Annotated in this window: 11 protein-coding genes; 5 read left to right on the forward strand and 6 right to left on the reverse strand. The window is 52.5% G+C overall.

The genetic code is table 11. The annotated features are described in order from the left end of the window. Positions 1 to 80 precede the first annotated feature (80 nt). A complete protein-coding gene (locus E6072_RS04925) occupies positions 81 to 3,191 on the reverse strand; it encodes a UPF0182 family protein (protein ID WP_316694163.1) in 3,111 nt (1,036 codons plus the stop codon). Between the two features lie 117 nt (positions 3,192 to 3,308). Between E6072_RS04925 and E6072_RS04930 the strand changes: the two genes are divergently transcribed. Next, positions 3,309 to 3,917 (forward strand): PPA1309 family protein, encoded by a 609-nt coding sequence (locus E6072_RS04930; RefSeq protein WP_316694164.1) that lies wholly within the window; start codon positions 3,309 to 3,311, stop codon positions 3,915 to 3,917. Here E6072_RS04930 and E6072_RS04935 read toward each other — a convergent pair. Continuing rightward, positions 3,886 to 4,977, reverse strand: coding sequence for a S16 family serine protease (locus E6072_RS04935; protein WP_316694165.1), 1,092 nt, complete (start codon positions 4,975 to 4,977; stop codon positions 3,886 to 3,888). The genes E6072_RS04930 and E6072_RS04935 overlap by 32 nt on opposite strands. Positions 4,978 to 5,102: 125 nt before the next feature. Here E6072_RS04935 and E6072_RS04940 point away from each other — a divergent pair, with 125 nt between their 5' ends. After that, the gene (locus tag E6072_RS04940) at positions 5,103 to 6,728 is read left to right on the forward strand and encodes a zinc-dependent metalloprotease (RefSeq protein WP_316694167.1); all 1,626 of its coding nucleotides are present in this window, start codon (positions 5,103 to 5,105) and stop codon (positions 6,726 to 6,728) included. A gap of 74 nt (positions 6,729 to 6,802) precedes the next feature. Continuing rightward, positions 6,803 to 7,744, forward strand: a complete 942-nt coding sequence (locus E6072_RS04945) for a hypothetical protein (protein ID WP_316694169.1) — start codon at positions 6,803 to 6,805, stop codon at positions 7,742 to 7,744. On the opposite strand, the gene E6072_RS04950 is transcribed toward E6072_RS04945, so the two are convergent. Together E6072_RS04950 and nudC are read right to left on the reverse strand one after the other, a co-directional pair. Further along, positions 7,741 to 9,849: an ATP-dependent DNA helicase UvrD2 gene (locus tag E6072_RS04950; protein WP_316694171.1), complete on the reverse strand. Its 2,109-nt coding sequence runs from the start codon at positions 9,847 to 9,849 to the stop codon at positions 7,741 to 7,743. The genes E6072_RS04945 and E6072_RS04950 overlap by 4 nt on opposite strands. Continuing rightward, a complete protein-coding gene (gene nudC / locus E6072_RS04955; RefSeq protein ID WP_316694173.1) occupies positions 9,797 to 10,816 on the reverse strand; it encodes an NAD(+) diphosphatase in 1,020 nt (339 codons plus the stop codon). Before nudC ends, E6072_RS04950 begins: the two co-directional genes overlap by 53 nt. A gap of 270 nt (positions 10,817 to 11,086) precedes the next feature. Here nudC and rph point away from each other — a divergent pair, with 270 nt between their 5' ends. Both rph and rdgB read left to right on the forward strand, forming a co-directional pair. Then, entirely contained in the window at positions 11,087 to 11,821 is a 735-nt protein-coding gene (rph, locus tag E6072_RS04960) for a ribonuclease PH (protein ID WP_316694175.1), read from the forward strand. Further along, positions 11,818 to 12,477, forward strand: coding sequence for an RdgB/HAM1 family non-canonical purine NTP pyrophosphatase (rdgB, locus tag E6072_RS04965; protein WP_316694176.1), 660 nt, complete (start codon positions 11,818 to 11,820; stop codon positions 12,475 to 12,477). Before rph ends, rdgB begins: the two co-directional genes overlap by 4 nt. 25 nt (positions 12,478 to 12,502) lie before the next feature. Here rdgB and E6072_RS04970 read toward each other — a convergent pair whose 3' ends face one another. Together E6072_RS04970 and murI are read right to left on the reverse strand one after the other, a co-directional pair. Beyond that, positions 12,503 to 13,288: an MBL fold metallo-hydrolase gene (locus E6072_RS04970; protein WP_316694177.1), complete on the reverse strand. Its 786-nt coding sequence runs from the start codon at positions 13,286 to 13,288 to the stop codon at positions 12,503 to 12,505. After that, positions 13,285 to 14,100 (reverse strand): glutamate racemase, encoded by an 816-nt coding sequence (gene murI, locus E6072_RS04975; RefSeq protein WP_316694178.1) that lies wholly within the window; start codon positions 14,098 to 14,100, stop codon positions 13,285 to 13,287. The genes E6072_RS04970 and murI overlap by 4 nt, the downstream gene beginning before the upstream one ends. Position 14,101 lies beyond the last annotated feature (1 nt).

The raw sequence follows: 14,101 nt of genomic DNA on the forward strand, positions 1-14,101 counted from the left end.
CCCAATATTTAGGGGGCTAGGCTGCCAGTTTTACCTGGCGACCTAGCCCCCTAAGTTTATGACGCTTGCGCTGTTAGCGGTTACTTCGCGGTCTTGGCACCCTCTTCTTGAGCAGAGACTGCCCGAGAAATCGCGTCATTTAGAGACTTTTGGGCTTCACCATACTTCGTCCAGTCCCCAGCTTTCATCGCGCTATCTGCTTCCGCCATCGCTTTCTTGGCATCTTGCAACGCGGTGTTCAGCTTCTCTTGCGCACTGGGAGCTTTAGTAGTTGTTTCTCCCGCTTTACCTTTTGCGGCCGGAGCTTTCTTATTACCGTCATTGGAGGCAGTAACCGCCCCGGAATCTCCCCCGAACACCTGATCTAGGGCATCTTTCAAGGTAGGCGCAAACCCGACCTTATCACCAAAGCCAACCAATACGCTTCTCAGCTGTGGATACTGGGTGGTACCGGTGGATTGAACATAGACCGGCTGCACATAGAGCAGGCCACCACCTACCGGCAAAGTCAGTAGGTTACCTCGGATAACTCTAGAGCCTTGTTGATCCTGCAGGTTCAGTTCCCGGTTGACTTCGGGATCAGAGTTGAAGGTGTTTTGTACCTGTCCGGGTCCGGGAACAGTGGTGTCGGAAGGTAAAGCCAAAAGCCGCATCTTGCCGTACCCTTCGCGCACCTTGCCTTTCTCATTACCGGTTTCAGAATCTACAGCCAAGAATCCCGCCATGGCGGCGCGTCGACCTTCGCCACCGGGGATAAACACGGAAGTCAGGGAGAACTCGGCGCTCCCCTGATCGGTGTTTTTACCGGTGGGCATCTTCATCGTCAGGTAATAGGGAGGCTGCAGTTTGCCAGATCCCTCCAGGTCACGAGAAGTAGCCGTGGGGTCTTCAGATAGTTTCCACTGGTCACCACCGGTGTAGAACTCTGAAGGATTGGTGACGTGATAGTTAGCTAGCAAAGATCGCTGGGCTTTGAAGTAATCCTCGGGGTAACGTAAGTGACTCATCAAATCCCCGCTAATCTCAGATAGTGGCTTAATCTGACCGGGATAAATCTTTTGCCACGCTTTCAGGATCGGATCCTCTTTATCCCACTGGTACAGCTGCACTGAACCGTCATAGGCGTCCACTACGGCCTTAACTGAGTTACGCATATAGTTCACGTTATTTTGTACCGCGAACTGAGCGGTTTTAGCGGTGGCCGTATCGGCGGTAGCATCCGTGAGGTTAATATGCTGAGAATACGGATAAGAATCAGTGGTGGTGTAGGCATCAACAATCCACACCAGCCGTTTCTTCTCGCCCTTCTTGCCATCGATATTCACGATCGCAGGATATGCCCGTGAATCCAAGGTTAGGTAGGGCGCTACTTTAGCTACCCGCGTAGCCGGATCTCGGTCATAGAGAATCTGCGATTCGCTGTTGATCTGGTCAGAGAAGAATAGATCTGTTGAGCGGAATTTCAATGCAAAGAGCACTTTATTCAGGAAGTTTCCAACCTGAGGCCCGCCGTCACCATCGAAAGTGGTGTATACCTGTTTATTGTTCTTTGCGTCTTGGTAATCCAACTCTTTAGGATCCGCCCCCTTGGGCGCGCCTACAATTGAGTATTCGGGAGATGCTTGCGAGAAGTAGATCCGTTTCTCGTAATCGCCGATCTCACCTGACTCTTTATCGGAGAGCGAAGATTCCCAATAGGAAGGCAACCCTTCGGAGGTCACCTGGTTACCGTAGGCGGCTACTACCCCGAAACCGTGAGTGTAAACCGTGTGGTCATTTACCCAGTTGCGTTGAGACTGTGCCAACCCGTTCAAGTTAATATCGCGTACCGCAATCACGGTGTCACGCTTTTCCATTTTTCCGTCTTTATCCGGGAAATTATAGCGGTCAACCGCAAACTGATCCGGGAAAGAATAGTAAGGACGCGACTGTTTCATCTGCCGTACCGCCGGAGAAATAATTTCCGGATCTAACAGCCGGATCTGCTGAGTAGAGTCAGCATCCTGACGCAGCTGGTTAGCACTGGTTTCATTGGTGACCTGGTCGTAGGAAATCAAATCCAGATCCTTCATCCCGAAGGCATCCAAAGTGGCTTTGATATTACGGTCAATATATTGGCTTTCCAGCTCCCGTTCGTTGGGGCGCACCCGGAACTGTTGGATAATAAACGGATATCCCGCCCCAATCACCAGGGCAGATACCACGGTTACCGCAATGCCCGCGGCCGGCAGATACCATCCACCCCTAAAGGCGGCGAACACAAACAGTGCCGCCACAATCAAAGCGATAACTGCCAAAATCGTACGTGCCGGAATAATCGCATGCACATCGGTATACATAGCTCCATCGGTGGGCGAGTTCTGCCCATAAACCATAGTCCAGCGGTCGATGACGTAAGTTATGCCCACCATCACCGAAGAGATCGCCAGCAAGATACCCATATGAATACGGGCACCACGAGTAGCTTTAGCTTTGGGAGTTACTGTCATTGCCCCCAATAGGTAGTAGGAAATCAGACAGGCAACTAGCGAAACACCTAGCAGAGTCAGTAAAAAGGTGACCGCCATATCGATTAATGGCAAACGGAATACAAAGAAAGAAATATCAAAACCGAATTGGGGATCTTTCTTCCCGAAAGAACCCCCGGTAATCGCTACTAGTACTTGCCGCCAACTAGCCGCCATCCCGGTTGCCATAAATAGCGCAATCAAGGCCGGAATTCCTAAGAAAATACCGCGGTGATGCCGGGTAATAGTGGAGCGATATGACCGGATAGAAGAAGCAATAGTTCCCATTTCCGGGCGGTTACGGTAGGAAATCTGCAAGTTGACCGCCAAAATTGCCCATGCAATCAGGAAGGACACAATAAACATTCCCCCAGCGGCAATCCACTGGGTAAGCAGCACCCGCAGATACCCGGTCTGGCGATACCACAGGATTTCGGTCCACACTGCTGAAGCCACCAACAGCACAACCACTAATGCCGCGATTACGCCAATAGCGATACCCAGGGGTCCTGGTTTCTTAAACTTTATTTTCGGTAATGGCCTATTTCCATTGCCACCGGCTCCTCCAGAGCCACTGCGACCTTTTCCCCCGTCTCTACCGGATCCAAATCCACCGGGAAAGCCGGGAAAACCACCGCCTTTGCCTCCACCGAAGCCAAGATTTCCAAATAAATCGTTACTCACGAGCCCCTCCGGGTTCTATTAAACATCTGCTTAACGCATTCTTTCACGTTTGCGATTTTTACTCACCCCAGAAAAGTGGACTAGCCGTCACCTTGGCGAAGATGGCAACATAGCACCATGGACACTTCACCGGATTTATCTTCCGCGCAATTATCCCTGCGCTTAGCGGTTTCCTCCCTAGAAAAAGATGTAGCTCAGCTGGGATGGGATCAATCCCCGAGCCTATTTGCACTGGTACCTACCAAGACGATTTTCCCGCAATTAGAAGCGGAGATGGAAGCAGCCCAAGCAGAGCAACTGCGCGCAGCATTATCAGAAAATCCGCAGCACCTCACCGCCGTCCTCCAAGATCAACTGCCTCCCGCAGATCTAATGGATACTCTCGGGCATCTAGTTTTTGGCGAGGACGTGGCAGGAGTGGCAGTCGCGATGGAACGTTTTTTGGTTTCTCCCCAAGCCGATGCCGAAGCGCCTGAAGACCCGAAGGAGCGGGAGAAGTTCTTACTGGCGCATCCAACCCGCCAAGACGTGCGGATCGTAGCTGCCGCTACCCGTGACGGAAATACCTGGTGCGCTTCGAGGGCACGCAGCGAAGATAGCGACGCTATGGTGGCGCAAGGCGATAATATCGTGCCAGAACTACTAGAAGTATTAAAAGCGATGTTGGTTAGTGATGCCGAACTAGCGGAGCTAGTTAGCGAGCCGGGCAGCGCGGAAGATTCTTAAGATCATTGGCTGCGATTTGCATGCTAACTTTACGTGCCTGCTCTAGATCTTGCACCGGTACCGCCCGGATTCCTTCCATGGGTTTTACTTGCCCGCAATTGGCTCTCGGCAACAAAAACCAGTGGGCACCGTCCTCTTTCGCGCCTGCCATTTTTTGAGGGATCCCCGAGATTGCCAGCACCTGTCCGCCATAGGAAATCGCGCCGGTACCAGAGATCTTTTTCCCGCCGGTCAGCGACTGGGCGGTCATCCGGTCGATTATTCCTAGCGCAAACATGGTTCCCGCCGAGGGGCCTCCCACTTCCTGGAGAGCAATTTTAATATCTACCGGCAGTTTTGCTTGGGGATCTAGATAGATACCGAGTTGGGAGCCAGTGCGCCCATCGGTAGGTTTACGGGTTTTCCCACTAATCGAGAGATTTTTACCCGCACGCTGCACCTTAAACTCGAGAGAAGTTCCCGGCACTGCGCCCTCCAAAATATCAAAAAGCGTATTAGCCCGGTTCAACTCCTGAGTTTTTCCCTGGAAGGCGACCCCCTGCAAAATATCGTTCTTCTTAAGTTTTCCCCGAAAATCGGAGTCCTCTCCCACTCCGGTAACTTTAAACTTGGCTGGAACTTGGTAGCCTAACTCGCTAAGCGCTGCCACTTTGGCGCTCAGTTGGGAATCCTCCATTTGTGCCTGAGAAACCTGCTTTACCTGTTTGGCAGTTGCCCCCGCGGGATAAACCGCAGATTCGGGTAATACTTCACTATCTGATCGCATTTTCGCCAGCAGGACTTCCGCGTAGGTAACGTGGGTTTCCGGACCTCCCCGCAGGGAAACGGTTACCATCCGTAACTGACCTTTGGGGGGATAGCTTTTAGCCCCCGCAATTTTAATGATCTCCCCATGTCCGGACTGGGAGCCAAGAACGTTAAAAGTTGGGCCGGGAGATTCAATTACATAGGGCGCACGAATGGCAAAACCTAGAACCAAGAATCCGATAACGGACAGCGTCATCATGGCTTTTCCAATTCGTCCTTGCCGGCGCGACTTGTCAGAGCGTTTACTCGTCACCCTTCCTCCTTCCCTAAGCTTCAAAATCGGCTTTGCCCAAGGCGAAACTCTCTCGCGTGCCTAGTCCCCAGCTCACAATACCGATACTCTTAAGAACGTAGTCTATTTTAGGGGGTGCGCAGCACTTGAGCGAAGCTAATGGCCAGGAGCAGCGACCGGAATGGTTCCAAATCCTCAAGAACATGCTGGGAGAAGAGGCCGCTGAGGACGCCTTTCAGCAACTACAAGCAAATGGAATCGACCCCGAAAAGCTCGCCGGCACCGCGATGCCCTTTCCTTTCCCCGGCGGATCCAGCTTCGGAGCCAGCCAATTAAAGCATTTCTTTGCCCCTCGCAAAGAAGCCGTAAATTGGGATGCAGCGGTGGAAGTAGCCGCTTCCCGCCTCCCCAATTTTCCTCCCACTAGCGCAGCTCAGGCGCAGAAGGTACGCGAACAGCTTTCAGTTGCAGACTTGTGGCTAGACACGGTCACTACCTTAAGCCCAACCGCTAGTGAACGGGTGGCGTGGACGCCTCGAGAATGGATTCAAGCTACGGTTCCCGCTTGGCAGCGCCTGACCGAACCGGTGATTGCCAATGTGGTACGGGCATTTACCGAGGCCATCGCGGAACAATTTGAGCGGCAAGGAATTGATACCGAAGAGATGAAGGCTTCGGCCGCGATTCCGGGAATCGGACAAATTATCGGCCCTATGGATCCCAATTCTCTACTAAAGAACCTGGCAGCTGGGTTATTTGCCGTGCAGATTGGGCAAGCCATGGGACAGATAGCGCAAGTTGCTTTTGGCTCCACTGATATCGGTATTCCCTTGGCGAAAGAAAAAATCATGGGACTGGTGCCAGTAAATGTCACCAACTTTGCCCAGGATTTAGAGATTACCGAGGAAGAGGTCGGACAATATCTGGCGGTACGCGAGGCCGCCCATGCGCGTCTTTTCCATTCTGTTCCCTGGCTACGTCACAAGCTGTCGCGGTTGCTCGCCCGGTATGCGCAAGAAATCCGGATCGATCCGGAAGCTATCGACCAGTCAGTGCGGGATTTACAAGACCGTCTACAAGAACAATTGGGAGAACAAGAAGGCTTAGTCGGCCTACCATTGGGGAACTTTGATCCCGCCAATTTAGGGTTGGGTCTGCCGGTAGATATTTTTGCATCTGAAGAAACCGCAGCCCAGCGTCAAGCTATGGAGGATTTGCAAACCGTCTTGGCGCTAATCGAAGGGTGGGTGGATGAAGTTTCTACCCGAGCCTGTATGCCTAATCTTGCCCACGTCATTCAGTTACGGGAATTGCTGCGCAGGCGGCGGGCAACCACTTCCCCGATAGAGAAAGTCTTAAAACCGCTCATCGGGATGGAGCTGAGACCTAAGTACTCCCGGCAAGCAGCCTCACTGTGGTCACGGTTGCTAAATGAACAAGGAATGCGCCAGCGTGATCAAGTTTGGTCACATCCAGATATGATTCCAACTCTGCAAGATCTAACCGACCCCGAGAGCTTTATGAGCCAAAGCGGGAAGGAACCAGAAAAAGACCAGGTAGATCAAGATTTAGATTCTTTGCTGTCTGGTACTTTGGGATGGGCAAAAGGGTTAACCCCCGAGGTGGATTCTCAGGGCGATCAACTGATGGGTGGCAATCTCGACTCAGAAAAAGAACCAAAGGGATCCGCGGGGCATCAAAATGATGAGGATTCTGGCCGAGCAGATAGGGATGATGAAAACGATTCCCCATCGGCAGACACAGCTAAATAGTGTTTAATAATAGAATATCCACAGTTTTTAACTCACTCTAGCGTCACCCTTTTTCCTTCTGGAATGCTGGACGCATGAGATTGATTAACGGCTCGGTAATGCTGCTTCGTTCCGGCGGTCAGGCACAATTTGGCACTGGCGGGCGTAATGGTTTCTTAGTTAAGGGACTCAGCCCGGTTCATATCGCCATTCTCAAGTGGCTTTTTGAGAAACAAAGCTGGTACAACTCCCATTTAGAACGTCGCTTTCCGGAAAACAAGAAAGAAATCAAAGACATTCTCCACATACTCAAAGATGGAGGTCTAGCTGCCAAGCATCAGGTACCAGATGGTGATTGTGCTTGCGCCTATCACCTCTACGGCTCAGATAGCGCAATCAAGAGCCGCGAGCAGGCATTGGTGGGAGTAAGCGGACTGGGTCCTTTAGGAATTACCCTGACTAGAAAGCTGGTAGCATGCGGGATCCACTCGCTAATTCTACGTGATCAAAGCAAGGTAAAAACCCGTGATCTGTGTGTTTACAAAGATGACTATCTAGGAGCTATGCGTCAAGATGTGGCACCCTTAGTGTTGGGAGTAAACAAGCAGCTGCCCAATAAAGCGGTAACCATAGAAGTTGCCATCAGTTCCTACCTTACTAATCCTGCCTGGGCGAAGGCTTGCATTAACAGAGGAATCCCCCACTTGCCGATTATCAAACGGGAAACCGAGATTGAAGTTGGCCCTTTGTTTATTCCCGGGACTACCTGTTGCCTACACTGTCAGCATTTAGCCAAACGAGATGCCGATCCGGAGTGGCCGCAGATAGCTGCCCAATTAGCCTGCGCTGCTCCGGTAATGGCCGACACTGCTCTAAGCGAATATGCCAGTGCCTTTGCAGTGCGAGAAATATTGAACTATCTATCTGGGCTTCCGTTATCTCTAACCGGAGCATCTTGGGTTTTCAATCTCGCCGATCCCCTACCTCAGCTGAGGCAATGGCAACCCCACCCCCAGTGCGGTTGCGTGCGGGACTAGTCCAAAAGATTTTGCAACTGCTGGTGAGCAACCTGATCGGGATCCACCCCTCGCAAAATTCGTAGGACGTCCGCCCCGAACTGTTCTAACTTGACCGGACCGATCCCTCGCAGCAGCGACAACTGTTTTAGGGTTTGTGGCTTGGCAATGGCAATATCACGCAAAGTGGTATCCGAAAACACCGTATAGGCCGGTTTCCCCTGTCCTTGAGACACTAGTAATCTCCACTGGCGCAAACGTTCAAAGCGTTCTTGCTCTTCCTGACTGGCCTCTTTTAAAAATCGTTTAGTATCTTTACGACTGCTGGGGGTACGTACGGTTTTTACCGCGGTTTCTTCCCGCGGCCACACTGGAGAGAAAAATCGGGAACAGGCGCGGGTGGCCTTACGATCTAGCGAACGCTTCTGCGCATAGCTAACGAATAGTTCATCGCGCGCTCTGGTTACGGCTACATAAGACAGGCGGCGTTCTTCTGCCAGTTCTTTTCCTGATTTCGCTTGGGTGATCGGCAGCAGACCCTCGCTGGCACCCGCCAGGAAGACAGTTTTCCACTCTAGACCTTTGGCGGAATGGATAGACGCCAAAGTGACTCCTCCGCCAGACGGATCGAGCTGCGCCTCGGCAAGTTCTTGCCATTCTTGCACCAAAGAGGCCAGCGACAATCCCGCCGCCTCTTTGAGCTGTGCCTGCGCTACCAGGGTATTTAACGCCTCCCAACGGTCAAGCAGCGCGCCCTGAGTAGCAGGAGCTTGCGGCGACCACCCAAGAGGTCTAGCTAATTCCGCCACGATTTCTCCGAGGTTGCCTTGCGCTCCGCGACGGGCGATCAGACTGGCCTGTTTTAGGAGGGCGGAAACTTCGGGGCGTTTAAAGAATCCTTCTGTCCCGCGCACGCAATATTTCACATCCCTATGCGCCAAAGCCGCTTCAAACATGCTGGATTGGGCATTGGTACGAAATAGCACCGCAATGTCACTAGCAGGTGTGCCTGCTGCGATCCGTTCCTTAATCATTTTTGCGATCGCTGCCGCCTCGGCCTCATCGTCTGGGTAGCGATCGAAGTGTACCGCACTACCAGACTCGCGCATCGAGGTGAGCTTTACTGCCTGTTTTTTGGTTTCCTTATCCCGGTTAACCAGTCCGTTCGCCAGGGAGACGATCTGGGGGGTGGAGCGGTAATCTCGAGACAGAGTAACCGTGTGGGCACCGGGATATTCCTGCGCAAAGTTGACCAAGTATTCCGGAGTGGCTCCGGCAAAAGAATAAATGGTTTGGGCAGCATCCCCCACTACGCACAGATCACGGTTTGACTCCCCCAGCCACAGCTCTAATAGGTGTTTTTGTAGGGGAGAAATATCTTGATATTCATCGACCACGAAGAAGCGATATTGGGAGCGGATCTGCTGGGCAATATCAGGACGTTCCTCGATCATTCCGCAGGTCAAAGCCAGTACATCCTCGAAATCTATAACGGATCGTTCCTTTTTGGCCTCGCTATATCCGCGCAGAATATCAGCCATATCGTAGGTGGAGATCCCGGCCGGAGGTTGTATACCGGTGTTTTTTACCCAGTTTCCATAGTCCTCGGGAGCAACCATACTCACCGCGGCCATTTCAATCGCGGCACAATAATCGCGCACCGCCGCCCGTTCTTTAGGGAGCCCGAGCCGGGCAGCTACCGCCCCTACCAGCGAAGATTTATTCTCTATTAGTTTTGGTAACTGCCCACCGATGGCAGTGGGCCAAAAATATCTGAGCTGTCTCAAAGCAGCCGAGTGGAAAGTACGCGCTTGCACGCCCTGCACCCCCAGTAGCCGCAAACGCGACCCCATTTCTGCGGCTGCCCGCACCGTGAAAGTCACAGCTAGAACCGAATAGGGGTTATAGACCCCGGTTCGCACCCCATAGGCGATACGATAGGTAATCGCCCGAGTTTTACCGGTGCCCGCACCCGCCCTAATACATACTGGCCCCCGCAAAGCTCTGGCAGCTTTTGCCTGATCAGGGTCTAAATGTTTTAATAGTTCTTCTGCCTGCTCCACGTCAATCAGCTTATAGGTAGTTGTCTTGGGGACGAACAATTGGTGAGCCCAACCAGTTTTCAATCAAGTTTGAGGCGATTGTGGACGGCCCGGGAGGACTGATTTGCCTACTGGTCACTAACTCCATAAATTCTCCGCGAGTTACCCACAACGCGCGATCGATCTCGGTTTGATCCAAAATAAAATAGGGGGTGCGCGAGCGAGCAGAAAACCCTAACATTAGCGAACGCGGGTAAGGCCAAGGTTGAGAGGTCAGATAGCGCACTTCATCGACTTCCAGTCCCACCTCTTCTCCAACTTCCCGGTGAACCGCGCCCTCTAAAGATTCCCCGGCTTCTACATAGCCGGCAATCACCGAATAGAAGTTAGCCTCCCAAGCCGAGTTATGGGCCAGCAGCAACCGGTCGGCCTCATCATTTATAGCAACGATTACGGAAGGATCTTGGCGGGGGTAAACAATTTCTCCGCACCGGGAACAGTGAAGTTCCCAACCCGCGGCCGCGATTTCAAGCCGCGTAGCACAGCGCAAACAATAGTTAGTGTCCAAGTGCCACAGTCCCAGACAAGTCGCGTGGGTAGCAATGGCCGCATCTTGACCGTTTAAAAAGGCTCCCACTTGACGTAAGGGAATTAGTCGTAGAGATGCTTCCGTGTGTTCAGCAAGTCCTGCCAGTTCATGGTCATTAATAAACAGGGCAACTCGGCTGGTGGCACCGCTTCTGCCCAGGTACCAGGCTTTGCCTGCTTGGTAACGTTCGTCCCAGGACTGTATTTGTCCTAAAAACTGCCGCTCACCGCTAGAAAGACGGTATAGGCTTCCCGTCCCGAAAGGAGCGGAAACGTGGAAACGGGAGGCCGTTATTTCCGGAGCCACACTGACTCCGTCACTTAGCGGCAAGAGAACCCGACGCCGATCGGAGACCGCAAAAACTTCCGTCGCGCCCTCTCGCAGTAGGCTGGGTACATGCACGAACTGGCGGCAACCTGTATCCAGATCGATGCGGTAGCGCGAAAGAGCAGGACTATCCATAAACACTAACCTATCCGTTTTACCGGCTAGCGGCATCTGCAGGACGCGGAAATGTCGATTCTATATATTTCGGGAAGTCTATTGCTACGTGCCTAAAATAAGCCCCTCCAAGAAGGCAGCTATTGCCTCCCTTTCATCGAAAACATTGTCCGAAAAGTTGAAACTTGCCGCACTTTCCTCCCCTGGACTCTCAGCCAGGGGATAAATACCGGAGGTGCCCCGCATGAGTACAAATGATGACAAAAACCGCAGTCATCTATAATCGGAAACGTGAGTATAGAAAAGTTTGTACGCGCCGATGGACGCGCTTTTGACCAGATGCGACCGCTAACAATTACCCGTGGCTGGGCAAAACAGGCCGAAGGCTCCGTGCTGATTGACTGCGGAAATACCCGCGTCCTCTGCAATGCCTCGCTAACCCAGGGGGTGCCGCGCTGGCGGCAAGATTCCGGTCTGGGATGGGTGACTGCTGAGTATGCGATGCTGCCGCGCGCTACTTCCACACGTTCGGGACGCGAATCGGTACGGGGAAAAATCGGGGGGCGCACCCATGAGATTTCACGTTTAATTGGCCGCTCCCTGCGAGCCATAGTAGATATGAGTGCCCTAGGGGAAAACACAATTGTGCTGGACTGCGACGTGTTATCGGCTGATGGCGGTACCCGCACGACTTCGATTACCGGTGCCTATGTGGCTTTGGTGGATGCCATCAAAGTAGGACAAGAAAAAGGATGGATCCGTCCCGGCAAGGTGTTATCCGATTCGCTATGTGCGGTCTCGGTAGGATTTATTGAAGGAAACGCCCTGCTAGATCTGCCCTATGAAGAGGATTCGCGCGCGGATGTCGATATGAACATCGTGGCGACTGGCTCGGGAAAGTTCGTAGAAATCCAAGGAACTGCCGAGGGCGAATCCTATAATCGTTCCCAGTTGAACCAGCTCTTGGATCTGGCCGATAAAGGAATCCAAGAGATTTCCCGCATCCAAGCAGGGGCACTATCGTGAAAATACCTCCCGGCGCGCGTTTGATCCTCGCCACCCATAATCCCCATAAGGTACGCGAGCTTGCCGAGATTCTTTGTCCGTTAATCCCCGGTTTTTCTCCGGAAATGGTTGCGGGAGCCGGCGAGCTGGGAATCGAGGAACCGGTAGAGGACGGGGTAAGTTTCACTGAAAACGCACTGATAAAAGCCCGTCTAGTAGCACAGCGAACCGGCTTGCCGGCAGTTGCTGATGACTCGGGACTATGCGTAGATATTTTAGGGGGTGCTCCCGGAATTTTCTCGGCACGCTGGTGTGGGCATCATGGGGATGACCAAGCGAACCTAGAGTTACTGCTCAACCAGTTGGCGGACGTACCTGAAGAAAATCGTGGAGCCAGTTTTGTATGTGCGGCAGTGCTAGTCTCACCGGCTGGTTTAGAACGACACTGCCTCGGGAAAATGACTGGAAAGTTGCTTACTGCTCCCCGCGGTGAAAGCGGATTTGGCTACGACCCGATTTTTATAGCTGACAAGCAGCAGCTTTCGAATGCCGAACTAAGTCCGAGTGAAAAGAATGCTCTGTCGCATCGGGGCAAAGCCTTCCGCGCCCTCGCCCCGGCAATCGCGGCCACTATTGAACTAGGAGGAAACGTTACCCCTGCTCAAGCACGACCCTAACTAGATACGTCCTCCTTGGAGGATCCTAAAGCTCGAACCTCATCCCGGAGCGAGCAATTTCGAGATCTCCGCGCCAGGTAGTTTTTGCTTCCTTTAACGGCACTTCTGGGTCTGTCCAGGGCTGAATGTGGGTGAGCACCAGCTTGCTGGTACCCGAATTCTGAGCCACCCGGCCGGCACGATCCCCCGACATATGGATACCGCGAACCTCATCTTCCCTGGTAAAACCGCATTCAGACAGGAATAGATCCGAGTTGGTGGCGGCTTGTACCAGGGTGTCGCACTCATCAGAATCTCCCGAATAAGTGAAAACCGCCTGACCGTTCTTACCAGGACCGGTTACCCGGAAGGAAAAAGCCGGAACCGAGTGCCAAGCCGCGAAAGGCTTAATCTGCAAGGGGCCAACATTAAAGTCTCGTCCCTGCTTTATATGATGAAACTCGAATTCTGAGCTGAAGTCGTCGCGGGGACTAAACCCATCTAGGCCGCGCACTCGATCCTTTATGCCCTTGGGGGCATACACGGGAATCGGCCCTAGCTCTCCCCTGGGATGCCAACGCCTGTGTACCTGCATCGATACTATATCGGAGCAGTGATCCGCATGCAGGTGAGAGAGTACTACCGCGTCTAGTTTTGTCGGATCCGTGTAGTTCCAAATCTGCCCGAAAGAGCCGGGACCTAAATCAAAAACCACCGAATAGGTGTGGGGTAAACCTAGAGAGTCGGTTCCTTCTGCCTGTAAAAGATAGCAGGATGCCGGGGAGGCCGGGCCGGACATGGAACCGGTTACCCCTACCACTGTCAGGATCATCTGGTGATCTCCTCCTCTTTAATTCCATTAAAGTTAGCCCCCATAATTCGGGAGGCAAGGGCGATAAAACTCTTTTTAGTTTCGGTGCATATGAAGTGGTGATCTGCTTTTTGTGCCCCAAAGGGACGCAACATTTTTGCTTCTACCAGTTCGCCATAAACTTTTCTGGCAGCTGCTGAGGAAGAAGAGATCAAGGAGACGTTTTCTCCCATGAAATAGGAGATTGGCCCTTCTAGTAGTGGGTAGTGGGTACAACCGAGAACTAAAGTATCTACTCCTGCTTCTTTGAGAGAAGTTAGATATTCTTCCGTAATGTCAAACAGTTCCTGGGAGGCGGTAATACCTTCTTCTGCGAATTCAACGAAACGCGGGCAGGCTTGGGTGAAAACTTCCGCTCCCATTTTTGAAAGCTTCCTTTGATATACCCCGGAATCAATGGTTGCCCGGGTGCCGATGACTCCGATCTTGCCGTTACGTGAACGGGTAACCGCGTGTTCTACTGCGGGCTGTACCACTTCGACTACTGGAATCCCCTGCTCTTCTTGGTATCTAATCCGCGCCTGATCTAATACCGCACACGAGGCCGTATTACAGGCAATTACCAGCATTTTTACCCCGGATTCCACCAGAGAATCCATAATCGACAGGGAATAGCCCCGCACAGTTTCCAAATCTTTTTCCCCGTAGGGAGTGTGGGCAGTATCCCCCACATAACGAATCTCTTCGCGCGGCAACACATTTAGCACTGCGCGCGCGACCGTTAGTCCCCCAACTCCGGAGTCAAAAATCCCAATAGCGGCTTCATTAGTCACA

Origin of the sequence: Varibaculum cambriense, assembly GCF_032557235.1 — a bacterium.
Taxonomy (GTDB): Bacteria; Actinomycetota; Actinomycetes; order Actinomycetales; family Actinomycetaceae; genus Varibaculum; species Varibaculum cambriense_C.

Coding starts and splice junctions, on each gene's coding strand:
- nudC (WP_316694173.1), bottom strand. CDS start 10,816: ATGGATAGTCCTGCTCTTTCGCGCTACCGCATCGATCTGGATACAGGT.
- E6072_RS04945 (WP_316694169.1), top strand. CDS start 6,803: ATGAGATTGATTAACGGCTCGGTAATGCTGCTTCGTTCCGGCGGTCAG.
- E6072_RS04930 (WP_316694164.1), top strand. CDS start 3,309: ATGGACACTTCACCGGATTTATCTTCCGCGCAATTATCCCTGCGCTTA.
- E6072_RS04970 (WP_316694177.1), bottom strand. CDS start 13,288: ATGATCCTGACAGTGGTAGGGGTAACCGGTTCCATGTCCGGCCCGGCC.